Raw genomic sequence first — 22280 nt, 5'->3', positions numbered from 1 at the left:
ACCGCCGCCCGCATGTAGCTTCCCCACATTCAGCAACGTCTACCCCTGACGAGGCCCGATATGACCAGCCGCCTGAACCCCGACGACCAAAAGCATGTCGAAGAGTACCTGCACCTGTCCCAGCACCGAGTCGAGCGCCGGCCTTTCCGGCCGTGGATGCTCCTGGTGGTGGTGCTGGCAGTGACTATTGGCCTGGGCCTGTTGAGCCGATTTATCAGTTACCTGACGCTATGAGCTGCATCGCGCTCGCTCGGGTAATTGCACCGATTTCTTTTAGCCTTGCGAGATATCCCCATGACTCATCGTATTGTCATCGTTGGCGGCGGCGCCGGCGGTCTGGAGTTGGCTACCCGCCTGGGTAAGACTCTGGGCAAGCGCGGCACGGCCAGTGTGATGCTGGTCGACGCGAACCTGACCCACATCTGGAAACCGCTGTTGCATGAAGTGGCGGCCGGTTCCCTGAACTCTTCCGAAGACGAACTCAACTATGTTGCCCAGGCAAAATGGAACCACTTCGAGTTCCAGCTGGGGCGCATGAGCGGGCTTGATCGGGCACAGAAAAAAATCCAGCTGGCCGCCACCTATGACGAAGCCGGTCTGGAACTGGTGCCGGCGCGTGAAGTGCCGTACGACTCGCTGGTGATCGCCGTCGGCAGCACCACCAACGATTTCGGCACCCTGGGCGCGGCGCAACATTGCCTGTTCCTCGACACGCGCAAACAGGCCGAGCGTTTCCACCAGCAACTGCTCAACCACTATTTGCGCGCGCACGCCGGGCAGACGGATGTGGTGCAGCGGATCAGCGTCGCGATTGTCGGCGCCGGTGCCACTGGCGTCGAGCTCGCCGCCGAACTGCACAACGCCGCGCATGAACTGGCGGCTTACGGTCTGGACCGGATCAAACCGGAGAACATGCACATCACCTTGATCGAAGCCGGTCCACGGGTGCTGCCAGCATTGCCGGAACGCATTGGCGGGCCTGTGCATAAAACCCTGGAGAAACTCGGGGTCAATGTCATGACCAACGCGGCCGTTAGCGAAGTGACCGCCGACAGCCTGATCACCGCCGACGGCAAAGTGATCAACGCCAGCCTGAAAGTCTGGGCCGCCGGGATTCGTGCGCCGGGTTTCCTCAAGGACATCGACGGTCTGGAAACCAACCGCATCAACCAGCTGCAAGTGCTGCCGACCCTGCAAACCACCCGCGACGAGAACATCTTCGCCTTCGGTGACTGCGCGGCCTGCCCGCAACCGGGCACCGATCGCAATGTGCCGCCGCGCGCCCAGGCTGCACATCAGCAGGCGTCGTTGCTGGCCAAATCGCTGAAGCTGCGGATCGAAGGCAAGGCTTTGCCTGTGTACAAGTACACCGACTATGGCTCGTTGATTTCGCTGTCGCGTTTTTCGGCTGTGGGTAACTTGATGGGCAACCTGACCGGCAGCGTGATGCTCGAGGGTTGGCTGGCGCGGATGTTTTATGTGTCGCTGTACCGCATGCACCAGATGGCGCTGTATGGCGCGTTCCGCACGGCGATGTTGATGCTGGGCAGCAAGATTGGCCGCGGGACTGAGCCGCGCCTCAAGCTGCACTAATAACCATCCCCTGTGGGAGCGAGCCTGCTCGCGATAGCGGAGTGTCAGTCACCACATGAGTTGGCTGACACACCGCTTCGCGAGCAGGCTCGCTCCCACATTTGATCTCCACTGATTTGGAGATCCGTGTCTTACTGTACCTCCCCCCGCGATTTTCCCCCTTCGCTTACAAACTCCCCCTTGCGCGACACAGCAGCGATACACCTCGCCCGTTAAATGGCCACATCCGAGCAAGGCACCCGGCCGCGCTTCTCCACCGAGAGGTGCGGCTTTTTTTCGTCTGGCGGTTTTACACCCGAAAACGCTGCACCATCCCTTGCAACGCATTGGCCAGTTTCGACAGCTCGTGGCTGGAGGCACTGGTCTGATCCGCGCCGGTAGCGGAACGCACCGACAGATCACGAATGTTCACCAGATTGCGATCCACTTCCCGGGCCACTTGGGCCTGCTCTTCGGCCGCACTGGCAATCACCAGGTTGCGCTCGTGGATTTCGTGAACCGATGCAGTGATCGTCTGCAATGCGTCACCCGCCCGCTTCGCCATCACCAGAGTTTCGGCAGCACGGGAAGCGCTGGCATTCATGGAGTCCAGCGCCAGGCTCGAACCATTGCGCATGCCCTGAACCATTTGTTCGATTTCCTGGGTCGATTGCTGCGTGCGATGCGCCAGTGCACGCACTTCATCGGCCACCACCGCAAACCCGCGACCGCTCTCCCCCGCACGCGCCGCTTCAATCGCAGCGTTGAGCGCCAACAGATTGGTTTGCTCGGCAATGGCCCGAATCACATCCAGCACCTTGCCGATGTCCTGGGACTGATTGGCCAGCGATTGCACCAACTCACCGGTGTGCTGCACATCATTGGCCAGGTCGCTGATGGCACTTGCAGTTTCGCTGACCCGCTCCTGCCCCAGATGCGCCGACTCGCTGGACTGGCGAGTGGCATCGGAGGTCGACACTGCGTTGCGCGCAACTTCTTCGACGGCGGAGGTCATTTCGTTGACCGCCGTGGCGGCTTGTTCAATCTCGTTGTTCTGTTGTTGCAGACCCTGGGTGCTATCCAGGGTGACGGCGTTCAGCTCATCTGCCGCCGTGGCCAGTTGCGTCGCCGAGCCACTGATGGCTTGCAGGGTTTCCCGCAGGTTCTGCTGCATGGTCGCCAGCGCCTTGAGCAAACGGCTCACTTCGTCGTTGCCATGGGTCGCGATAGGTCGGGTCAAATCGCCCTGCGCCACGCTTTCCGCCGCACTCAGGGCTTCGTTCAGCGGACGGACGATACTGCGAGTCAGCAACATTGCCAGGCCGACTGTCGCCAACGCCGCGAGTGCGATGAACAGGCTGACGATGGACCGCGAGGTTTCGTAGTGCGCTGCGGATTTCTGGCTTTCAACGGCGACCTGTTTGGCGAACAGTTCCGCCAGGTCATTGAGCTGCTTGCCGGAACCATCGACCACGGTTTTCATGTCGATCAACAGCAGTTTGGTCAGCTCGTCACGGCGACCTTGCTCGGCCAGGGTGAACGACTGGGCAATGCCGGTGCGATAGGCGGCGAAGGTGGTTTTGAACTGGTCGTACAAGGCCTGACCTTCAGCGGTGTCGACCAACTTGTCGTAAGCCGCAATCTTCTCGCTCAGTTCCTTGTCGCGAGTGTCCATCTGGCCGCGGTAGGTGGGAATGTTCTTTGGGTCTTGATCCAGTGCCATGCGCAAGGAAATGGTACGGATGCGCAGCATCAGCTCGCGGATCTCATCACCACCACGGATGCTCGGCAGCCATTGCTTCTCCACCGCCACCTCGCTCTCGCGAATGCTCGACATTTGCCCCAGGGCAAATATTCCAAGCAACGCCACCAGCACGGCAATCAAGGCAAAACCCAGCGCAGCACGAGGGGCAATATTCAGCTGACGAAGAAACATAACGAGTGCCTTTCTTGTTGTTGGCCTGAATGGGAGGTCGCGAGTGCGCCCCGACAGCTCGTTATCGGCTAGTTGTACGATGACTTGAAAGGATTCGGCTTTTTCAAAGGCAAAAAAAATCCCCGTATCTTTCGATACGAGGATTTTTAATATGGTCGGGGTAAGGGGATTCGAACTCCTGACATCCTGCTCCCAAAGCAGGCGCGCTACCGGACTGCGCTATACCCCGGTAAAAAAAAGGCACCTTTAAAAGGCGCCTTCTGCGAACAGAGCTTTTGGCGTCTGATCTTAAGATTCGATTCCAGCGTTAACTGGTTTCAAAAATGGTGGGTCGTGTGGGATTCGAACCTACGACCAATTGGTTAAAAGCCAACTGCTCTACCAACTGAGCTAACGACCCAAAAATGGTCGGGGTAAGGGGATTCGAACTCCTGACATCCTGCTCCCAAAGCAGGCGCGCTACCGGACTGCGCTATACCCCGGTTTGAAATTGGCTCCGTGACCAGGACTCGAACCTGGGACCCAATGATTAACAGTCATTTGCTCTACCGACTGAGCTATCACGGAACTACATATTTCAATTTACAACGGTGAAGCTTTACTGCGTTCTCTTCGACCCGTTCGCATCGCTGCGTTCGTGTGTCTGAGGCGCGCTATTCTACAATCTTAAGCACCTCTGTCAACCCCCTAAATTGCATTCAAGTTAATGATTTGCAACTTATTTCAGATTCCTGCTTGGGGAGCAGAAACCCTTCCGGGTGACTTACTGCGGGGCGCACTTTACAAGCCTTTTCCTTTGAGTTCAACAACCTGACGAAAAAAAGGTCTCGCAATGCGAGGCCTCTTCAGTTTTGTTGCTAACGCGGATCAGGCGAAGACGATTTCGTCGTTTTCCACCACACCCTTGGCGGTATCGCCGGGCATGAAACGCCCCGACAAAATCAGCTGCGCCAGCGGGTTTTCGATCCAGCGCTGAATCGCACGTTTCAGTGGCCGTGCGCCGTACACCGGGTCGTAGCCAACCGCGATCAGCTTGTCCATGGCCTCAGGGCTGAGTTCCAGTTTCAGTTCGCGCTCAGTCAGACGACTGCGCAGACGACCCAACTGGATCTCGGTAATGCCCGCGATCTGATCCCGCGCCAATGGCTCGAAGATCACCACTTCGTCGACCCGGTTGATGAACTCCGGCCGGAAGTGCGTGGAAATCGCATCCATCACCGCTGCGCGCTGAGCCTCACGATCACCGACCAGTTCCTGGATTTGCACCGAGCCCAGGTTGGAGGTCATGACGATCACGGTGTTCTTGAAATCCACCGTGCGGCCATGGCTGTCGGTCAGACGGCCATCTTCCAGCACTTGCAGCAAGATGTTGAACACATCCGGGTGGGCCTTCTCGACCTCATCCAGCAGGATCACCGAATAAGGCTTGCGACGCACCGCCTCGGTCAGGTAACCGCCCTCTTCATACCCTACGTAGCCTGGTGGCGCACCGATCAACCGGGCCACGGAATGTTTCTCCATGAACTCGGACATGTCGATCCGCACCATCGCCTCTTCTGTATCAAAGAGGAACTCGGCCAACGCCTTGCACAACTCGGTTTTACCGACACCGGTCGGGCCGAGGAACATGAACGAACCGCTTGGACGATTCGGGTCGGACAAACCGGCCCGCGAACGACGCACCGCGTTGGAAACCGCGATCACCGCTTCGTCCTGACCGATCACACGCTGGTGCAACAGGCCTTCCATCTTCATCAGCTTGTCGCGCTCGCCTTCGAGCATTTTCGACACGGGGATGCCGGTCCACTTCGAGACGACTTCGGCGATTTCTTCCTCGGTCACCTTGCTGCGCAGCAACTGGTTTTCGCTTTTGCCATGCTGGTCGACCATTTGCAGGCTGCGCTCCAGGTCCGGGATCACCCCGTATTGCAGCTCGGCCATGCGGTTCAGGTCGCCTTTACGGCGTGCCGCTTCCAGTTCCTGACGGGACTGTTCGATTTTCTGCTGGATCTGCGCAGAACCCTGGACTTCGGCTTTTTCCGAGTTCCAGATTTCTTCGAGGTCCGAATACTCCCGTTCATGACGAACGATTTCTTCCTGGAGTTTCTCCAGACGCTTGATCGCCGCTTCGTCGCTCTCTTTCTTCAGCGCCTGGGATTCCACCTTCAGCTGAATCAGACGGCGCTCCAGACGGTCCAGCACTTCCGGCTTGGAGTCGATCTCCATGCGGATGCGGCTGGCGGCTTCGTCGATCAGGTCGATGGCCTTGTCCGGCAACTGACGATCGGTAATGTAGCGATGACTGAGCTTGGCCGCGGCGATGATCGCGCCGTCGGTGATCGCCACTTTGTGGTGAACTTCATAACGCTCTTTCAGGCCACGCAGAATGGCGATGGTGTCTTCTTCGCTCGGTTCATCCACCAACACTTTCTGGAAGCGCCGCTCAAGGGCCGCGTCCTTCTCTATATATTGGCGGTACTCGTTGAGCGTGGTCGCGCCGACGCAGTGCAACTCGCCACGGGCCAACGCAGGTTTGAGCATGTTGCCCGCATCCATCGAGCCTTCGCCTTTACCGGCGCCGACCATGGTGTGCAGTTCGTCGATGAACAGAATGATCTGCCCTTCCTGCTTCGACAGCTCGTTGAGCAGGGATTTCAGGCGTTCTTCGAACTCGCCACGGTACTTGGCACCGGCAATCAGCGCGCCCATGTCCAGGGACAGCAGGCGTTTGCCTTTCAGGCCATCCGGCACTTCGCCGTTGATGATGCGCTGGGCCAGGCCTTCGGCGATGGCGGTTTTACCCACGCCAGGCTCACCGATCAGCACCGGGTTGTTCTTGGTGCGGCGTTGCAGCACCTGAATGGTCCGGCGAATTTCGTCGTCACGACCGATCACCGGATCGAGCTTGCCGTCTTCGGCGCGCTTGGTCAGGTCGACGGTGTATTTATCCAGCGCCTGACGCGACTCTTCGTGGTTGGCGTCGTTGACCGCTTCGCCACCACGCAGGTTGTTGATCGCGTTTTCCAGGGCTTTTTTGCTGACGCCCTGACCGAGCAACAATTTGCCGAGTTTGCTGTTCTCGTCCATGGCGGCGAGCAGCACCAGCTCACTGGAAATGAACTGATCGCCCTTCTGCTGGGCCAGGCGATCCGCCTGGTTGAGCAGACGCGCCAAGTCCTGCGACATGTTGACGTCGCCGGTCGGGTTCTGGATTTTTGGCAGCTGGTCGAGCTCTTTGGTCAGCTCTTTACGCAGGCTGTTGACGTCAAAACCGACCTGCATCAACAGGGGTTTGATCGAACCACCCTGCTGTTCAAGCATGGCTTGCATCAAATGCGCCGGTTCAATACCGGGATGGTCAAGGCCGACGGCCAGCGATTGGGCGTCGGATAGAGCTAACTGCAATTTGCTGGTTAAACGATCTATACGCATGGGTCACCTTCCTTTTGAGCAGGCCGGACCTATAAAACATCCTGAATGAAGAAACCTGCCAGATACCGCTATAGATGTGGTCGATTCTGGGAGTTTCAAGCGTCGTGACGTTGATGCAGATCAGTCGAGTCTAGCTTTCGAGCCAGACCAGGGAGGCAAACCGACCAGTGCGAGGACTACGACGGTAAGAAAAGAAGCGGGGATCGGTCACGGTGCAGAAACCGCCACCATAAACAGCAGTGACACCACGAGCCGCCAGACGCAAACGCGCCAGCTCATAGATGTCGGCCATGAATTTGCCAGCGTTTTGGCTGGGCACGAAGGCTTTCGCGGATTCGGGCAATTGCTCGACGAAGGTAGCCCGCACTTCCGGGCCGACTTCAAAGGCTTGCGGGCCAATGGCCGGACCGAGCCAGACCAGCACGTCTTCCGGGGGCACGGCCAGCGCATCGAGCGTCGCTTCGAGCACGCCCGCCGCCAACCCGCGCCAACCGGCGTGGGCCGCAGCGACGCGAGTGCCGGCACGGTCGCAAAACAACGCGGGCAGGCAATCAGCCGTCATCGCCGAGCAGGCAATGCCGGGCGTTGCCGTCCAGCTGGCGTCGGCGGTGGCCACAAGGCTTGGGTCCGCATGAGCCACGGCGATGCCGTGAACCTGCTTCAACCAGGCCGGCTGCATGGAGAAATGATCGGTGAGGCGACGGCGGTTTTCGGCAACAGCTTCGGGGCTGTCGTCGACGTGATCGCCGAGGTTGAGGCTGTCGAACGGCGCCAGACTGACGCCGCCCGCACGGGTGGTGACGCAGGCTTTCACCCCGGCAGGCGCAGGCCAGTCGGGAATCAGCCAGTCACTCATCCGATGAACGCCTCGCGGTCTTGCTTGAGCAGCGTCAGCAACCAGACGAAATCGTCCGGCAGTGGCGATTCCCAGCTCATGCGTTTACCGGTAGTCGGGTGATCCAGCTCCAGGAATCGCGCATGCAGCGCCTGACGCGGGAACGTCTTCAAGGAATCGACCATGGTCTGACTGGCGGCTGGCGGGATACGGAAACGACCGCCGTAGGCAGGATCTCCGACCAACGGGTAGTTGATGTGCGCCATGTGCACGCGAATCTGGTGCGTACGACCGGTTTCCAGCTTCACCCGCACGTGAGTGTGGGAGCGGAAACGCTCAAGCACACGGTAATGGCTGACGGCTTGCTTGCCACCTTCCATCACGGCCATGCGCTGGCGTTGCTGGCCGTGACGACCGATCGGCGCGTTGATCTTGCCGCCCGCCGTCACCACGCCGATCACGATGCACTCGTAGATCCGGCTGACGCTGCGGCTCTGCAACTGTGTAACCAGCTGCGTCTGCGCTTGAATGGTCTTGGCCACCACCATCAGACCGGTGGTGTCCTTGTCCAGACGATGGACGATACCGGCGCGGGGCACATTGATGATGTCCGGCACGTGGTGCAGCAAGGCGTTGAGCAAGGTGCCATCAGCGTGACCGGCAGCCGGGTGCACCACCAGGCCCGCAGGCTTGTTGATCACCAGGATGTCGTCGTCTTCATAGACGATGTCCAGCTCGATGTCTTGAGCGATCCATTCGCCCTGAGCTTCCTGCTCGGCAGTCAGTTCAAGAATGGCGCCACCGTGAACGATGTCTCGCGGGCGGATAACCGCCCCATCCACAGTCAGGCGGCCGTCTTTGATCCAGGCGGAAAGGCGCGAGCGCGAGTGCTCAGCGAATAATTGTGCGGCGACTTGATCGAGGCGTTGGCCGCCCAATTCGGACGGCACCTCTGCGCGAAGTTCAATTTTATCGGACATGCTCAGACTAGGCGTCGGCACAGCCTTTGGTTTCGGCTGCGCGCTTGTGGTTAAATACGGCGTCTTTTGCCCCGAGGCTATTCAACGGGGCGCTCATCATAACAGGACGGCCTCGCCCAAGACAGCGGCCGTCATAGGGACGCAAGCCGCCATGCAAGTGAAACACCTGCTGCTGATCGCCATCCTCGCATTGACCGCTGCTTGCTCATCGAAGGAAGTCGTAGACGAAAACCTTAGCGAAGTCGAGCTGTACCAGCAGGCTCAGCAAGATCTGGACAACAATAGCTACACCGCCGCCACAGCCAAGCTGAAGGCGCTGGAGTCGCGTTATCCGTTCGGTCGCTACGCCGATCAGGCTCAACTCGAGCTTATCTACGCCAACTACAAGAACACCGAGCCTGAGGCTGCGAAGTCTGCCGCCGAGCGCTTCATTCGTTTGCACCCTCAGCATCCGAACGTGGACTACGCCTATTACCTCAAGGGCCTGACCTCTTTCGACCAGGACGTCGGCCTGCTGTCGCGTTTCCTGCCGCTGGACATGACCAAGCGTGACCCGGGTGCTGCCCGCGACTCCTACAACGAGTTCGCCCAGCTGACCAGCCGCTTCCCGAACAGCCGCTACTCGCCGGACGCCAAGCAGCGCATGATTTACCTGCGCAACCTGCTGGCTGCCTACGAGATTCACGTCGCCGACTACTACCTGACCCGTCAGGCCTACGTCGCTGCCGCGAACCGTGGTCGTTACGTGGTGGAAAACTTCCAGGAAACCCCATCGGTCGGCGACGGCCTGGCGGTGATGACTGAAGCCTACCAGCGTCTGCACCTGGACGACCTGGCAGCCACCAGCCTCGAAACCCTGAAGCTCAACTACCCGAACCACCCAACGCTGGTAGACGGTCAGTTCGTGCCATCGGTCGACGAAGCCGACAACCGTTCGTGGTTGAGCAAGGCGACTCTGGGCCTGATCGAATCCCGTCCACCGCTGCCGCCGGGCGAAACCCGCGCCAACCAGGACGTGCAGAGACAATTCCGGGACGCCAAAGAAGCGATTCCGAACGATCTCAAGCCTAAAGATGAAAATGGCGACGTGATCGAAGAAGAAAATCACGAAGCGGAAGGCAACAACAGCGACCGCTCGTGGTTCAGCTACATGACCTTCGGCGTGTTCGACTGATACGACCGGTGGTGCAAAAAGGAGCCTTTCGAGGCTCCTTTTTTATGTCCGGACTTTTATTGCGGCGCTAACAGGCTGTGCGCCCGTCATGTCCTTGGCTAAACTGCTTAATCACTCGTCATAAAGCAGCTCATCATGCTTCGTTTACTGTTCTGGATCGCCCTGATTGCCGCTGCGGTATGGTTCTGGCGCAAGTTCAAGGGTCAGGCTTCTGTGCCCAAGTCCCCCGCCGAACTGGAAGCCGCGCCCATGGTCCGCTGTGCCCATTGCGGCGTACATCTGCCCCGCGACCGCGCGCTGAGCCTTCAACAACAGTGGTATTGCAGCCAGGCTCACCTCGAGCAAGGCCCGGGCTCCAGTGATCGCTGAGACGTCCAGTCCCGGCAGCAAACAGGCTCAGCGACTGCTGCGCCTTTATCACCTCTACCGCCTAAGCGTCGGCATCACCTTGGTGCTGCTGATCTCCAGCAACCTGGACAACCAGTTGCTGACGTTCGCCAATGACAGCCTGTTGCGCAGTGGCAGCTGGCTGTACCTGGTGCTGAACATCTTGCTGGTGGTCTTCTTCGAGAACACCCGCCGCCCGGCGCAATTGTTCGGCCTGGCGCTGATTGATGTCTTGCTGTTGTGTGGCTTGTTCTACGCCGCCGGCGGTGTCGCCAGCGCCATCGGCAACTTGCTGATCGTCTCGGTGGCCATCAGCAACACCTTGTTGCGAAGCCGCATCGGCCTGCTGATCGCCGCCGTGGGCGCGCTCGGCATCGTCGGGCTGAGCTTTCTCCTGAGTTTCAGCCATCCCGCCAGCCCCAACGATTACCTGCAAGCCGGCACCCTCGGTGTGTTGTGCTTTGCCGCGGCGTTGCTGGTGCAAGGCTTGATCCAACGCCTGGAAGTCAGCGAAACCCTCGCCGAACAACGGGCCAGCGAAGTGGTGGGCCTCGAAGCCCTCAATGCATTGATCCTGCAACGCATGCGCACCGGCATCCTGGTGCTCGACGGCCAACTGCGGGTGCAATTGGCCAACCAAAGCGCGCTGATCTTACTGGGCCGAGACCATCTCGAAGGCCAACGGATCGACGACTGCTCGCCCATTCTGGTCGAACGCCTGCAACTGTGGCAGAACAATCCGACGCTGCGCCCCCAGAGCCTGAAAATCGCCAACAGCGGCCTGGAACTGCAACCGAGCTTCATTGCCCTGGCCCAAAGCCCACACCACCAAACCCTGGTCTTCCTTGAAGATCTCGCACAAATCGCCCAACAGGCCCAACAACTGAAGCTCGCCGCTTTGGGTCGCCTGACGGCCGGTATCGCCCACGAAATTCGCAATCCTTTGGGCGCCATTAGTCATGCCGCTCAGCTATTGCAGGAATCGGAGGAACTGAACGGCGCGGATCGACGTCTGACCCAGATTATTCAAGACCACTCTCAGCGAATGAATCGGGTTATCGAAAACGTCCTGCAACTGTCCCGCCGCCAGCAAACCGTACCGCAACGACTCGATCTGAAGCCGTGGCTGGAGCAGTTCGTGGCCGACAGTCGTGAAAGTGCGCTCGATCGCCAGCAGATTCACCTGCGCATCGGTTCAGGCGACTTCAAAACCCTGATGGACCCGAACCAGCTCACCCAGATTCTCGACAATTTGTTGCGCAACGCCTGGCGTCATAGCGCTCAGGTCCACGATCAGGCGCAGGTCTGGCTCGATTTGTTTGTCGACCCCGACAGCCAGTTGCCGATCATCGAGGTTCGGGACGATGGCCCCGGCGTGGCACCGGACCAACAGGTGCATTTGTTCGAACCGTTCTATACCACCAGCGCCCAAGGCACAGGCCTGGGGCTGTATCTGTCCCGTGAGCTGTGCGAAAGCAACCAGGCCCGCCTAGACTTCAAGCCACGCCATGATGGCGGCTGCTTTCGCATCACCTTTGCTCACGGACGGAAACAAAGTTGAACATGTGCCCACGGCAAAAAGTCCTGATCGTCGACGACGAGCCGGATATCCGCGAACTCCTGGAAATCACCCTGGGACGGATGAAACTCGACACCTTCAGCGCCCGTAACCTCGGCGAAGCCCTGGCGCTGTTGAAGCGTGAGACCTTCGACCTGTGCCTGACCGACATGCGCCTGCCGGACGGCACCGGTCTTGAACTGGTGCAACATATCCAGCAACGCGCCCCAAACCTGCCGGTGGCCATGATTACCGCCTACGGCAGCCTCGAAACGGCGATCAACGCCCTCAAGGCCGGCGCCTTCGACTTCCTGACCAAACCGGTGGACCTCACGCGATTGCGCGAACTGGTCACCAGCGCCCTGCGCATGCCAGCACCGGGCGCAGCCATCGACCGACGGTTGCTGGGCGATTCGCTGCCCATGCGCAGCCTGCGTAAACAAATCGACAAACTGGCCCGCAGTCAGGCGCCGATCTACATCAGCGGCGAGTCCGGCAGCGGCAAGGAACTGGTCGCCCGACTGATCCACGAACAAGGACCGCGCGCCAACCAACCGTTTGTCCCGGTAAATTGCGGCGCGATACCGTCGGAACTGATGGAAAGCGAGTTTTTCGGCCATCGCAAAGGCAGCTTCAGCGGCGCCATCGAAGACAAGCCCGGGCTGTTCCAGGCCGCTCAGGGTGGCACGCTGTTCCTCGACGAAGTGGCCGACTTGCCGCTGTCGATGCAGGTCAAGCTGCTGCGGGCGATTCAGGAAAAAGCCGTTCGCAGCGTTGGCGGCCAGCAGGAAACCGTGGTCGATGTGCGGATCCTCTGCGCCACCCACAAAGACCTCGACGCTGAAGTCGCCGCTGAACGCTTTCGCCAGGATTTGTACTACCGGCTGAATGTGATCGAACTGCGGGTTCCGCCTTTGCGCGAGCGCCGCGACGACATCGAGTCATTAGCCGGTCATGTACTCAAGCGTCTGGCGGCAGCCAGCGGCCAACCCGCCCCGAAGCTCCACCCACAAGCGCTTGAGGCGCTGAAAAGCTATCGCTTTCCGGGCAATGTGCGGGAATTGGAGAACATGCTCGAACGCGCCCACACCCTGTGCGACAACAAGCAGATCGAAGCCAGCGACCTGCGACTGGCCGAAGGCAATTGCAGCGCCGACAGCGGTGTGCCGGACCTGACGCAGATCGACAATCTGGAAGACTATCTGGAAAACGTCGAACGCAAACTCATCCTCCAGGCCCTGGAGGAAACCCGCTGGAACCGCACGGCAGCGGCTCAGCGATTGAATTTGTCGTTTCGGTCGATGCGTTACAGGTTGAAGAAATTCGGGCTGGATTGAAGGCCCCTTCGCGGGCAAGCCTCGCTCCTACAGATGTCAATCTGTCGTTGATCTTGTAGGAGCGAGGCTTGCCCGCGAAGGCGGTCTGTCAGACGCCCAATATCCCGCGACTAGATCCGCCCGGCCGGCGCATACGGCGCCGGATCAATGATCGGCGTCCTGCCCAGCATCACATCCGCAAACAACTGGCACGACGCCGGCGCCAGCACCAACCCGTTACGGTAATGCCCGCAGTTGAGCCACAACCCCTCGAAGCCCGGCACTCGGCCAATGTAGGGAATGCCCTCCGGTGAGCCCGGTCGCAACCCCGCCCAATGCCCGACCACCTCGGCATCCGCCAGCGCTGGAATCAATTCCACCGCAGACGCTTTCAGGCTCTCAAGCGCAGAGCCGGTCGGCGTCTTGTCGAAGCCTTCATGTTCCAGCGTGCTGCCAATCAGAATGTGTCCATCCCGGCGAGGAATCGCATAACGCCCCTTGGCCAGCACCATGCTCGGCAAGAAGTCCGCAGCGCACTTGTAAAGAATCATCTGCCCTTTCACGGGTTCAACCGGCAACGCAAGGCCCAGGCTTTTGAGCAAATCACCGCTCCAGGCACCCGCCGTCAGCACCACCTGATCACCGAGGATCGCGCCCGCCGAAGTCTGCACGCCGACGACTTTTTCGCCCTCGCGAACGAACCCGCTGACTTCGCACTGCTCATGAATCGTCACGTTCGGCATCGCCAGCAAGGCAGCCTTGAGGGATTTCACCAGCCGCGGATTGCGCACGTTGGCCACGTCGGCCATGTAGATCGCGCGGGTGAAACCGCCACCCAGGACCGGCACCGCGTCGTGCGCCGCCGAGATATCCACAGCCCGCAGCGGACGGTTTTCCCGCTCGGCCCAGGCCAGCGCCTCGGCCTCATCGTCCAGGTCCAGCCAGTACAGGCCGGTGGTGTGCACTTCGGGATCAACCCCGGTCGCGGCAAACAGACGCTCGCCCAGCTGTGGATAAAAGTCCTGAGACCAATGGGCCAGCGCGGTAACTGCCGGGCTGTAGCGCCACGGGTAGAGTGGCGAAACGATGCCGCCACCGGCCCAGGACGATTCCTGACCGACATTCGAACGGTCCAGCAGCACAACGCTCTGTACTTGCGACGCGAGATTGAACGCTGTCAGCAGGCCAATCACACCGCCGCCGACTATCACCACTTGCTGTTGCATGGTCATGTTCCGATCCAACCGTTAAAGAGACAGGAGGCGCAAAAGGCGCCCGAAAAAAAAACTCAGCGACCCCAGCAATCTTTGGTGGTCAGTCCGGCCGTCGCATTGACCATGCTTCTGACACCGGTGTTGGTGATGGTGAAATCGCCACACTTGTCAGTCGCCATGCTGCCGGCCTTGCGTGTAGCGGTCAGCAGGAAGGTCTGGTCGGTCAGGGTCGGGGTGATGGTGTAATAGTCATTGCCGGCGCTCAGGCCGGTGGCACCGGTGTAGACATTACCCTTCGAGTAAAACCGTTCAAGAACCTGCGCCTGCTCGGAGAGCAGCCCGGCCACTTCAGCCCGGCGGCCCTTTTTCACGTATTCGGTGAGGCTCGGGTAGCCAATGGTGATGACGATCCCGATGATCGCAATCACGATCATGATTTCGATCAGGGTAAAACCTCGGTTGGATCTGCGCATGCCTCAACTCTCACTTACTGTATTTGTCGCCACATGATGCGACGGCTGCCACCGCCGCCCTTTTCGGTCAGCTTGGTCACCGTTGAACCTGTATCGGTTACGATCTTGCCGGTGCCGCCGTTGGTAACGGCGCTCAAGAATGGCATCCCGCTAGTGAAAATCACCCCGCTGGATATCGCATCGTTGCTGTCGACTAGCCCATCGCCAGTGGTGTCGAGCACCGCGTAGTTGAGCATCTTACCGCTGAACGCATCCAGTTCGACCAGTTTGCCGGTGCCAAAACTGGCACAAGGATCTGTGGTATCCACAATGGCCGTGGTAAATACGATTCGCCCCAGCACCAGCGCCGCCTGGCTGATCACCCGCTCGCCGGTTAAAACACTGTTGTAGACCAGCGGCAAATACCAGCCCTTCTCCGCCGGATAGGTCACTTCGTTCTGGCTGGTGGTGATGAATTGCCCCGTGCTTCCCGAGAACACACCGGTCACCGATTGGGCCTGCAAACTGGATGTGGTGATCTGTCCAGAGCCGCCGTCAGCATCCCACACCGCATAGAACGCCTGCAGATCCTTGTTGGTCTTGTCGACCGTTTCATTGAATTTGCCGGTACCGAAAAACACCACTTTGCCGCCCAGTGAATTGTCCGCCAACAGCGGCTGCGCGGTGATTGGCTGGGTGGCGCCGCCCGCCGTCGTGAACAACGGTTTGCCGGAAAACGCCACGCCCCAGGTGTCCGTGGTGGCGCCGCTCAGATCAAACTTCCATAAACGCCCTTTCAGATCCCCGCCATAGGCGGCCTGCACCACATTCTGCGAGTTGACCTTGAGTTTCACCGACGACAAACCGTTGGTGGTTTCCGTACTGTCGATGACGATTTTCTTGATAAGCGACCCATCGCGGATATCCACCACGTACAACGCCGCCACACCCGAATTGCTGCCGTAGCCGTTGGAGATGAATGCCGCCCATCGACCATCCGCCAAGCGTGCCACTTCCGGACGGGCGTAGGCATAACCCAGATCATTGAAAACGTTCGCCGTGTTTGCTGTGGCAGGTGCACTGATTTCCCACAACGCCTTGGTCACGTTGCCGGCCGAGGCGTCAAACAGCTGCAAGGCGTAGAACGTCTTGCCGCCCGCGCCTGTTCCCCCGAGCGCCAGGGTTTTCCAGGCACTGTTGAGTTGTGCATCAAAAACGCCGACCTGACCGTCGACCAGAAACTTGTGGCTGATGCCATTGATGTAGGCGGTATCGGCGATATAGCGCAACGATGGCAAAACACTGGAGGGCATGTAGGCATAACGTCTGGCGCCGTTACCCGAGTTGATGACGCTGACAAAACCATCGTTGGCATTGACCACCAGGCTGGTGTTCATGTTGCTGGATTTGGTGGCCAGATAGGTGCTGTAGCTGGTGTCACTGACCAGATCGGATGCGGTTTTTTCCGTTGGCGAGGCCAGCACCAAAGGCGAGTTGATGATGTCGCCGAGCAACACGCTGCGTACTTTCAACCCGGTCTTGTTGGTGCCCTTGCTCCACTCCACAAGGTCGCTGCCCGTGATGCCGGTTGGCAGGCCCTGATTCAGCACCGTCTGCTGTGCCGGGGCGAAATTGGCGAAGGCCAGCGTGACGGGGGCGTTGCTCACGTTGTTCCACGACTGGTAAATCGGCGCTGTGGCGCCGGGCACGATGGCCGTATCAGTCGTCCAGAGCACCGTGGAGGTATTGACCGAGCCGGTGGCGGTGAACCCGTAAGACTTGATGGTGCCGCGCCAGTCCTTGGGGTCGTAGCTGGTCTGGTAGTAAGCGGAACCGACCCCGACGATTGCGCTGCTGGTGGTGCCGCTCCCGCCGGAACCGGCTTTCGACGTGATGTCGCTCAGCGCTGATGACAACGCGGTATTCAGGCCGGCACTGTCCGTCGCCTGGTAGTACTTGCCCTGCCCGTAACCGGCGGCGTCCGACAACATCTGGTTCGCGGCGGTGAAACCCACGGTGTAGGTGTTCATGTTCTGTTTGGGGAAATCTGCGGCGTTCCAGTTTTTGCCACCGGCATCGGTGCCGGTAGTGCGCATATCGATGTCGAAGGCGAATTTGGCGATGTCGTCCAGGTACAACGTGTCCCCCTCGCCATCACCGGAGAGGTTGTCACCATCGTTCGCGCTGTTGCCGTCCCAGTTCGGCAAGCGGGCGCCACCGAGCGGATCGTTGGTCGGGAAGGTCCTGTCGAACGTAGGCAAGCCATCGGTGATCACTACGCCATAGTTTTTCTGGCAGCGATACTGGATCGGGCTGGTGTAAGTGGTTGGCGTCGAGTTGTAGTACGGCGCCATGCCGCGCATGTACCGCGTGATCTCGTAATAGGTCTCCGCCAACGGGGTACTGGCGATTGCACTCAAACCATTGATCGAAGAGATCAACGCGTTGTAGTTGGTGTCCGCCTGGGCCTGGGTAATGCTACCACTGACGGGAGATAGGTCACTGACCGCGCGGGCGATAAAACCGCCGGGGCCGGAGTTGCCACTGACAGAAGGGTTGAATGTCGCGAGGCCTATTCTCAATGAACGGTTGCTGGTGACCAGATTGGTGGACACATCCTGCGCAACGCTGATGCGGTAATCATTGGGGATCGCACCGGTACCGGTGGTGAAATCCCTGTTCGAACCGTTGGCCAGTGTGACCAGATAAGACAGATAGTTAGCCGTATAACGCGTGTTTTCGTTGCCCACCGGGTCGGGCAGCTTCAGGCATATCGATGACAGTCCCAGGAAGCCCCGATAAAAACCGTACCAGTTGCCATTGTTGGAGCAACCGCCGCGATTGAGGCTCGACAAGGCGATGTTGGTATCGTCCATGTCCAGGTTCTGACCAGTCAGACACGAGCTGTTCGAACTGCAATTGGCAATTTGCGGGCGACTGACCGTCGGATCGAATCCCGGCGCCCAAATGATGTTGTTCATGCTCCCCGAATCATCGATCAGCAGCATCACGTTGGGCGCAACCGCCGCAGCGCTCAACAGGGGCGAGTCCGAAGGCGTGAACGCGTACGCAGGCGCTGACAGGTACAGCGCCAATGCAATACCACTCAGAAACCGCCAGATCCCTGAGCATCTATTAGTATTTGGCATAGATGCTCTCCACCACACTGCGCACGTTGTTGCCCACGATGGCCACTGCCGTGACCCGATAAAGCGTCGCAGAGGTGTTGCTCGGCACATTCACGGCATTCAACGTGGTACCGATGTTCTGTACCCCATAGAAACCGTTGGCCGCCGCGATCCAGGTGACCCCCGAGGAGGAATTGAGACCGGCAGCCGTGAGGGTCGATGACTCGGCGGGCGGCAAACATTGATTGCCGCTGCAAACCGGCAATGTATAGGTATCGAGCTGAACCGCACTTTCGCCGATGCGCAACGCGGCTTCGGCGATCTGGAACGACTGATTGCGCAGGGTTACGCTACTGGCCATCTTTTCCTGCAGGGTTGCGTTCTGCATCGATGAAATACCAATCAGCGTCAGCAACAGAAGGAACACCAGGCTGACCAGCAGCGCCATGCCGCGCTGGGTGTGAGGGGTAGCGGGAGAAAAACTCATCGGCCCTCCCCTCATGGCAAGCGGTTGCGCAAAGCGGCAACCACGTTGAATGTTTGATCGCGGACCCGGCTGTTCGGATCTTTCAGTATCAGCGTCAGGCGCACACTACGGATTCGCGCAGGGTCGGACGGGTTGGTGCTGTAACTGGAAGCGGCCGTATCTGTGGCTGACGCTGCGAGACCGAAGCTCACGTCAAAGGCTTTGACGTTGTCGACAAGCACCGCCTGAGCCGGCGTGCCGATGCCACTGCCCATCGTCAGTTGGCCGTTCTTGAGGCTGTAGATCAGTCGTCGAATCGGAAACGCCAATTGTCCTGTGGCGGGAGCCTGCACGTTGGAGTAAGCCGTCGCGGTGTTTCGGCAATCCGAAACCACCGTCCAGGTCGGCGTACCGCCACCCGCTCCGACATCGGCGGTCACCAGGGTCAGCTTGAGGTTGGCATTATCCCAACTGATCGGCGCTATCTGGCTGGCAGTAAAACTCGCCCCGGCGCTTGCATCAGTAATCGCCCCCAGACAACCAAACATCCCCACCATGCGGATTTCCTGAATCATTTTGCTCAGCACGAAACGCGCGTCTTCCTGCATGTTCGCCGCCGCGTTCTGGCTGACATAAGTGTTCTTGGCCGCTATGAAAATCTGCGCCACACCGAGCACCACGACCAGGCTCAACGCCAACGCGATCAACATTTCGATCAGGCCGAAACCTCTGTTGAGCCGGTTCATGGTGTCGCCACCGGATCAACGGCGGCGCGACTGGTCAGCACAAAGCTGCGACGGGAATTGGCGGCATTGGCCGCCCGCGAGTCGTCCCAGGTAATGGTGATGGTGTACACCCGCTGATTGAGGGTGACGCTGCCCGTAGCGGTGGCGCCGAGCATACTGACGATATTGGTGGTGAAGTCGTAGAGGTCCTGATCCCGGGCAACGTTGAGGTTGCCCGACGTCGGCGGCGTGACGGTGTAATCGGCGCCGGCGTTGGCGCGGATGCGGTCCATCATGTCGTAGGCGATAAAACTGGCCTGGCTGGTCATCCGCGAACTGTCGGTGTACTTCAGCGCATTGAGCTGGAACGCCGCCGCCCCCAACAGCCCCACGCTCAAAATCAACAACGCCACGAGAACCTCGATCAGCGTCATGCCCTCCTGTGCACGCTTGCTCCATCCCCTCATCCGCAACTTCCACCCAATAGAATTCGTCCGTTCAAACACACATTCAGCGTCCTGCTTTGCGCCCCCAGTACGTAGCTGATCACCACCGCCGTGGACGGTGCCGACAGACCGCCCAGATTGTTGAAATCGATGGCGGTCACGCCTGAGGTTAGCGTCAGAGTCGCGCCGCTGCTCATCGCGGGAACAACCCGCAATACATTGGCCACAGTGCCAGTACTGTCATACACCGCCAATTCCCCCGTCCAGACGCTGCCACCCGCCGTCGGCCGCACCCGGGTGGTGATGCCGCGGTCGATGGCTTCAAGCCGGGCGAAATTCAAGGCGCGCTGCAGGTCGCCGATCTCGGTGTCGGCCCTGGTGCCTTGCACCGAACGGGTAAACGCCGGCACTGCCAGGGTGATCAGAATCAAAAAGACCGCAAGCGCGACCAGCAACTCGATCAGCGTGAAACCTTTTGTACGATGATCCATCAATGCCCTCCGTTGCCGTCGGCTATACCTGCTGTTACACGCTAGAACAATCGACCCACAGGTGTCGGTTGTTTTGCCATTACTGCGCAAGGATTGCGCGGGCCACCGCACTCCAGGGAGGGAGATGTCATGCATCAGCAGGGTTTCAGTCTGATTGAACTGCTCATGGGACTGACGATTGTCGGGATTGTTCTGCATCTGGTCAGTCCGGCGTTTGCAGCGCTCACGGAATCGAACCATCAGGAGGAGGCAGCGAAGTCGCTTGTCAGTGGCATGCGCAGTGCCAGGAGCGAGGCGATCACGCGAAACCAGGCTGTCGTCATACACGGGATAAACGACGATTGGGGCCAAGGCTGGCGGATGATTCTGGATTTAAATGGCAAGGGACATGAGGACAGCAACAATCCGCTGCTGGTCGAGCGCCGAAGCGACACTCGGGTGCCGGTTATCGGCAATCACTATGTCAGGACTTCAGTACGATTCAGCCATCTCGGCGAACCGCAGCACGGAGGCTTTCAAGCGGGGACATTGCATGTTTGCGCAAAACACGAGCCAGTGAGTCAGCACCAAGTGGTGCTGGCCCCGAGCGGTCGCGTCAGCCTGCGCAGCATCAAGGCTGAGCAGGCGTTGTGCGAGAAAGGAAAAAAATCAAAGCAGCGAACGAACGCGTAACTCTTTCGGCATGGAGAACGTGATGTTCTCCTCGCGACCCGCCAGTTCATCGGCACCGGTAGCGCCCCAGGCCTGCAACTGCTGGATCACACCACGCACCAGTACTTCCGGTGCAGAGGCCCCTGCGGTAATGCCGATGCGCTCGACACCGTCGAACCAGCTCTTTTGCAGGTCTTCAGCGCCGTCGATCAGGTAGGCCGGAGTGGCCATGCGTTCGGCCAGCTCACGCAGGCGATTGGAGTTGGAGCTGTTCGGGCTGCCGACAACCAGCACCACGTCGCATTCGTCGGCCAGCGTCTTGACGGCGTCCTGACGGTTTTGCGTGGCGTAGCAGATGTCGTCCTTGCGCGGGCCACCAATCGCCGGGAAGCGTGTACGCAGGGCATCGATGACGCGGCTGGTATCGTCCATGGACAGGGTGGTCTGGGTCACGAACGCCAGTTTTTCAGGGTTATTCACCTGCAACGCGGCGACGTCTTTCTCGTCCTCGACCAGGTAAATCGCGCCGCCATTGCTGCCATCGTACTGGCCCATGGTGCCTTCGACTTCCGGGTGACCGGCGTGGCCGATGAGGATGCATTCACGGCCATCACGGCTGTAGCGCGCGACCTCGATGTGCACTTTGGTCACCAGCGGGCAGGTGGCGTCGAACACCTTCAGGCCACGGCCGGCGGCTTCGGTACGCACCGCCTGGGAAACGCCGTGTGCACTGAAGATCACGATGACGTCGTCCGGTACCTGATCCAGCTCTTCAACGAAGATCGCGCCGCGAGCGCGCAAGTCTTCGACGACGAATTTGTTGTGGACCACTTCGTGGCGCACATAGATCGGCGGCCCGAAGACTTCCAGGGCGCGGTTGACGATTTCGATCGCCCGGTCCACACCGGCGCAGAAGCCACGGGGGTTGGCGAGTTTGATTTGCATGCTGTGCCTCGTGTCTTGCGCGCAGGAAAATTAGATCTTTGTAGGAGCCGGCTTGCCGGCGATGAGGCCCTTGGCGTTGCAGCGAGCCTGATGGCCCCATCGCTGGCAAGCCAGCTCCTACAGAACAGCGTTTACAGCGATTTGACGTTGATGATTTCCACGTCAAAGGTCAATGTCTTGCCGGCCAACGGATGGTTGAAGTCGATGGTCACTTGCTCGTCATCGAACTCTTTCACCACGCCAGGCAGCTCAGTATTCGCCGCATCGTTGAAAATCACCAGCAAACCCGGTGACAGGTCCATGTCCTTGAACTGCGAACGCGGGATGATCTGCACGTTTTGCGGGTTCGGCTGACCGAAAGCGTTTTCCGGCTGAATCGTCAGCGCACGCTTGTCACCGGCCTTGAAGCCGAACAGGGCCGCTTCGAAACCTGGCAACAGGTTACCGTCGCCGACCTGGAAGGTCGCCGGGGCTTTGTCGAAGGTGCTGTCGACGGTGTCGCCGTTCTCCAGGCGCAGTGCAAAATGCAAGGTGACTTCCGTGTTCTGGCGGATGCGTTGCTCAGCCAATAC

General features: G+C 59.5%; 20 protein-coding genes and 4 tRNA genes. 7 read left to right on the top strand and 17 right to left on the bottom strand.

Translation table 11 applies throughout. The features are described 5' to 3' along the window. Nucleotides 1-60: 60 nt before the first annotated feature. Nucleotides 61-234 carry a DUF3094 domain-containing protein gene (locus J4E42_RS15000; RefSeq protein ID WP_008028730.1) on the top strand — a complete coding sequence of 58 codons (174 nt, stop codon included), beginning with the start codon at nt 61-63 and terminating at the stop codon, nt 232-234. Between the two features lie 60 nt (nt 235-294). After that, on the top strand, nt 295-1593 hold the full coding sequence (locus J4E42_RS14995) for an NAD(P)/FAD-dependent oxidoreductase (protein ID WP_008037879.1): 1299 nt from the start codon (nt 295-297) through the stop codon (nt 1591-1593). Between the two features lie 289 nt (nt 1594-1882). On the opposite strand, the gene J4E42_RS14990 is transcribed toward J4E42_RS14995, so the two are convergent. From J4E42_RS14990 to rluD, 8 genes are all read right to left on the bottom strand, one after another. Beyond that, nucleotides 1883-3508 carry a methyl-accepting chemotaxis protein gene (locus tag J4E42_RS14990; RefSeq protein ID WP_008037880.1) on the bottom strand — a complete coding sequence of 542 codons (1626 nt, stop codon included), beginning with the start codon at nt 3506-3508 and terminating at the stop codon, nt 1883-1885. Between the two features lie 152 nt (nt 3509-3660). Then, nucleotides 3661-3737, bottom strand: a tRNA-Pro gene (locus J4E42_RS14985). Nucleotides 3738-3832: 95 nt separating this feature from the next. After that, nucleotides 3833-3908, bottom strand: a tRNA-Lys gene (locus J4E42_RS14980). 5 nt (nt 3909-3913) lie between these two features. Further along, nucleotides 3914-3990, bottom strand: a tRNA-Pro gene (locus J4E42_RS14975). A gap of 9 nt (nt 3991-3999) precedes the next feature. Next, nucleotides 4000-4075, bottom strand: a tRNA-Asn gene (locus tag J4E42_RS14970). Nucleotides 4076-4375: 300 nt separating this feature from the next. Then, nucleotides 4376-6940 (bottom strand): ATP-dependent chaperone ClpB, encoded by a 2565-nt coding sequence (gene clpB, locus J4E42_RS14965; RefSeq protein WP_008037881.1) that lies wholly within the window; start codon nt 6938-6940, stop codon nt 4376-4378. Nucleotides 6941-7070: 130 nt separating this feature from the next. After that, nucleotides 7071-7796 (bottom strand): peptidoglycan editing factor PgeF, encoded by a 726-nt coding sequence (gene pgeF / locus J4E42_RS14960; RefSeq protein WP_207285529.1) that lies wholly within the window; start codon nt 7794-7796, stop codon nt 7071-7073. Then, nucleotides 7793-8755 (bottom strand): 23S rRNA pseudouridine(1911/1915/1917) synthase RluD, encoded by a 963-nt coding sequence (gene rluD, locus J4E42_RS14955; RefSeq protein WP_008028788.1) that lies wholly within the window; start codon nt 8753-8755, stop codon nt 7793-7795. Before rluD ends, pgeF begins: the two co-directional genes overlap by 4 nt. Nucleotides 8756-8906: 151 nt before the next feature. On the opposite strand from rluD, the gene J4E42_RS14950 reads away from it, so the two are divergent. The 4 genes from J4E42_RS14950 (at nt 8907) to J4E42_RS14935 (ending at nt 13211) form a co-directional block, all read left to right on the top strand. Beyond that, on the top strand, nt 8907-9929 hold the full coding sequence (locus tag J4E42_RS14950; RefSeq protein WP_008028792.1) for an outer membrane protein assembly factor BamD: 1023 nt from the start codon (nt 8907-8909) through the stop codon (nt 9927-9929). A gap of 135 nt (nt 9930-10064) precedes the next feature. Beyond that, the gene (locus tag J4E42_RS14945) at nt 10065-10298 is read left to right on the top strand and encodes a PP0621 family protein (RefSeq protein WP_008037883.1); all 234 of its coding nucleotides are present in this window, start codon (nt 10065-10067) and stop codon (nt 10296-10298) included. Next, the gene (locus tag J4E42_RS14940) at nt 10288-11877 is read left to right on the top strand and encodes a PAS domain-containing sensor histidine kinase (protein ID WP_207285528.1); all 1590 of its coding nucleotides are present in this window, start codon (nt 10288-10290) and stop codon (nt 11875-11877) included. Before J4E42_RS14945 ends, J4E42_RS14940 begins: the two co-directional genes overlap by 11 nt. Nucleotides 11878-11879: 2 nt before the next feature. Beyond that, nucleotides 11880-13211, top strand: coding sequence for a sigma-54 dependent transcriptional regulator (locus tag J4E42_RS14935; RefSeq protein WP_207285527.1), 1332 nt, complete (start codon nt 11880-11882; stop codon nt 13209-13211). Nucleotides 13212-13321: 110 nt separating this feature from the next. Here the strand turns inward: J4E42_RS14935 and thiO are convergent, their stop codons facing one another. Genes thiO through J4E42_RS14900 form a run of 7 tightly spaced genes read right to left on the bottom strand, consistent with a single transcriptional unit; the run spans nt 13322 to nt 20112 of the window. Further along, nucleotides 13322-14422, bottom strand: coding sequence for a glycine oxidase ThiO (thiO, locus tag J4E42_RS14930; RefSeq protein ID WP_008037886.1), 1101 nt, complete (start codon nt 14420-14422; stop codon nt 13322-13324). 56 nt (nt 14423-14478) lie between these two features. Next, nucleotides 14479-14877 (bottom strand): type IV pilin protein, encoded by a 399-nt coding sequence (locus tag J4E42_RS14925; RefSeq protein ID WP_008028801.1) that lies wholly within the window; start codon nt 14875-14877, stop codon nt 14479-14481. A gap of 14 nt (nt 14878-14891) precedes the next feature. After that, complete coding sequence (locus tag J4E42_RS14920) at nt 14892-18005, bottom strand: pilus assembly protein (protein ID WP_207285526.1); 3114 nt, start codon at nt 18003-18005, stop codon at nt 14892-14894. Continuing rightward, nucleotides 17992-18471, bottom strand: a complete 480-nt coding sequence (locus tag J4E42_RS14915) for a PilX N-terminal domain-containing pilus assembly protein (RefSeq protein ID WP_207285525.1) — start codon at nt 18469-18471, stop codon at nt 17992-17994. The genes J4E42_RS14920 and J4E42_RS14915 overlap by 14 nt, the downstream gene beginning before the upstream one ends. 11 nt (nt 18472-18482) lie before the next feature. Beyond that, nucleotides 18483-19196, bottom strand: coding sequence for a PilW family protein (locus tag J4E42_RS14910; RefSeq protein ID WP_207285524.1), 714 nt, complete (start codon nt 19194-19196; stop codon nt 18483-18485). Continuing rightward, nucleotides 19193-19642, bottom strand: coding sequence for a type IV pilus modification protein PilV (pilV, locus tag J4E42_RS14905; RefSeq protein WP_008037891.1), 450 nt, complete (start codon nt 19640-19642; stop codon nt 19193-19195). The genes J4E42_RS14910 and pilV overlap by 4 nt, the downstream gene beginning before the upstream one ends. Beyond that, nucleotides 19639-20112, bottom strand: coding sequence for a GspH/FimT family pseudopilin (locus J4E42_RS14900; RefSeq protein ID WP_008028811.1), 474 nt, complete (start codon nt 20110-20112; stop codon nt 19639-19641). The genes pilV and J4E42_RS14900 overlap by 4 nt, the downstream gene beginning before the upstream one ends. Before the next feature lie 129 nt (nt 20113-20241). On the opposite strand from J4E42_RS14900, the gene J4E42_RS14895 reads away from it, so the two are divergent. Beyond that, nucleotides 20242-20784 (top strand): GspH/FimT family pseudopilin, encoded by a 543-nt coding sequence (locus J4E42_RS14895; protein ID WP_207285523.1) that lies wholly within the window; start codon nt 20242-20244, stop codon nt 20782-20784. Here J4E42_RS14895 and ispH read toward each other — a convergent pair. Both ispH and fkpB read right to left on the bottom strand, forming a co-directional pair. Further along, the gene (gene ispH / locus J4E42_RS14890; protein WP_008028815.1) at nt 20761-21708 is read right to left on the bottom strand and encodes a 4-hydroxy-3-methylbut-2-enyl diphosphate reductase; all 948 of its coding nucleotides are present in this window, start codon (nt 21706-21708) and stop codon (nt 20761-20763) included. The two genes, J4E42_RS14895 and ispH, sit on opposite strands and share 24 nt — an antisense overlap. Before the next feature lie 131 nt (nt 21709-21839). Further along, the gene (gene fkpB / locus J4E42_RS14885; protein ID WP_207285535.1) at nt 21840-22277 is read right to left on the bottom strand and encodes an FKBP-type peptidyl-prolyl cis-trans isomerase; all 438 of its coding nucleotides are present in this window, start codon (nt 22275-22277) and stop codon (nt 21840-21842) included. Nucleotides 22278-22280 lie beyond the last annotated feature (3 nt).

The sequence above is a fragment of the Pseudomonas sp. FW300-N2A2 genome, assembly GCF_017351735.1.
Classification (GTDB): Bacteria; Pseudomonadota; Gammaproteobacteria; order Pseudomonadales; family Pseudomonadaceae; genus Aquipseudomonas; species Aquipseudomonas migulae.
Note: the sequence above shows the minus strand (reverse complement) of the source record. Positions and strands in the feature narration are given on the sequence as shown.

Excerpts from the sequence above, each read along its gene's own strand:
- J4E42_RS15000 (WP_008028730.1), top strand. The coding sequence starts at position 61 with ATGACCAGCCGCCTGAACCCCGACGACCAAAAGCATGTCGAAGAGTAC.
- J4E42_RS14995 (WP_008037879.1), top strand. The coding sequence starts at position 295 with ATGACTCATCGTATTGTCATCGTTGGCGGCGGCGCCGGCGGTCTGGAG.
- J4E42_RS14990 (WP_008037880.1), bottom strand. The coding sequence starts at position 3,508 with ATGTTTCTTCGTCAGCTGAATATTGCCCCTCGTGCTGCGCTGGGTTTT.
- clpB (WP_008037881.1), bottom strand. The coding sequence starts at position 6,940 with ATGCGTATAGATCGTTTAACCAGCAAATTGCAGTTAGCTCTATCCGAC.
- pgeF (WP_207285529.1), bottom strand. The coding sequence starts at position 7,796 with ATGAGTGACTGGCTGATTCCCGACTGGCCTGCGCCTGCCGGGGTGAAA.
- rluD (WP_008028788.1), bottom strand. The coding sequence starts at position 8,755 with ATGTCCGATAAAATTGAACTTCGCGCAGAGGTGCCGTCCGAATTGGGC.
- J4E42_RS14950 (WP_008028792.1), top strand. The coding sequence starts at position 8,907 with ATGCAAGTGAAACACCTGCTGCTGATCGCCATCCTCGCATTGACCGCT.
- J4E42_RS14945 (WP_008037883.1), top strand. The coding sequence starts at position 10,065 with ATGCTTCGTTTACTGTTCTGGATCGCCCTGATTGCCGCTGCGGTATGG.
- J4E42_RS14935 (WP_207285527.1), top strand. The coding sequence starts at position 11,880 with ATGTGCCCACGGCAAAAAGTCCTGATCGTCGACGACGAGCCGGATATC.
- thiO (WP_008037886.1), bottom strand. The coding sequence starts at position 14,422 with ATGACCATGCAACAGCAAGTGGTGATAGTCGGCGGCGGTGTGATTGGC.
- J4E42_RS14925 (WP_008028801.1), bottom strand. The coding sequence starts at position 14,877 with ATGCGCAGATCCAACCGAGGTTTTACCCTGATCGAAATCATGATCGTG.
- J4E42_RS14920 (WP_207285526.1), bottom strand. The coding sequence starts at position 18,005 with ATGCCAAATACTAATAGATGCTCAGGGATCTGGCGGTTTCTGAGTGGT.
- J4E42_RS14915 (WP_207285525.1), bottom strand. The coding sequence starts at position 18,471 with ATGAGTTTTTCTCCCGCTACCCCTCACACCCAGCGCGGCATGGCGCTG.
- J4E42_RS14910 (WP_207285524.1), bottom strand. The coding sequence starts at position 19,196 with ATGAACCGGCTCAACAGAGGTTTCGGCCTGATCGAAATGTTGATCGCG.
- pilV (WP_008037891.1), bottom strand. The coding sequence starts at position 19,642 with ATGAGGGGATGGAGCAAGCGTGCACAGGAGGGCATGACGCTGATCGAG.
- J4E42_RS14900 (WP_008028811.1), bottom strand. The coding sequence starts at position 20,112 with ATGGATCATCGTACAAAAGGTTTCACGCTGATCGAGTTGCTGGTCGCG.
- J4E42_RS14895 (WP_207285523.1), top strand. The coding sequence starts at position 20,242 with ATGCATCAGCAGGGTTTCAGTCTGATTGAACTGCTCATGGGACTGACG.
- ispH (WP_008028815.1), bottom strand. The coding sequence starts at position 21,708 with ATGCAAATCAAACTCGCCAACCCCCGTGGCTTCTGCGCCGGTGTGGAC.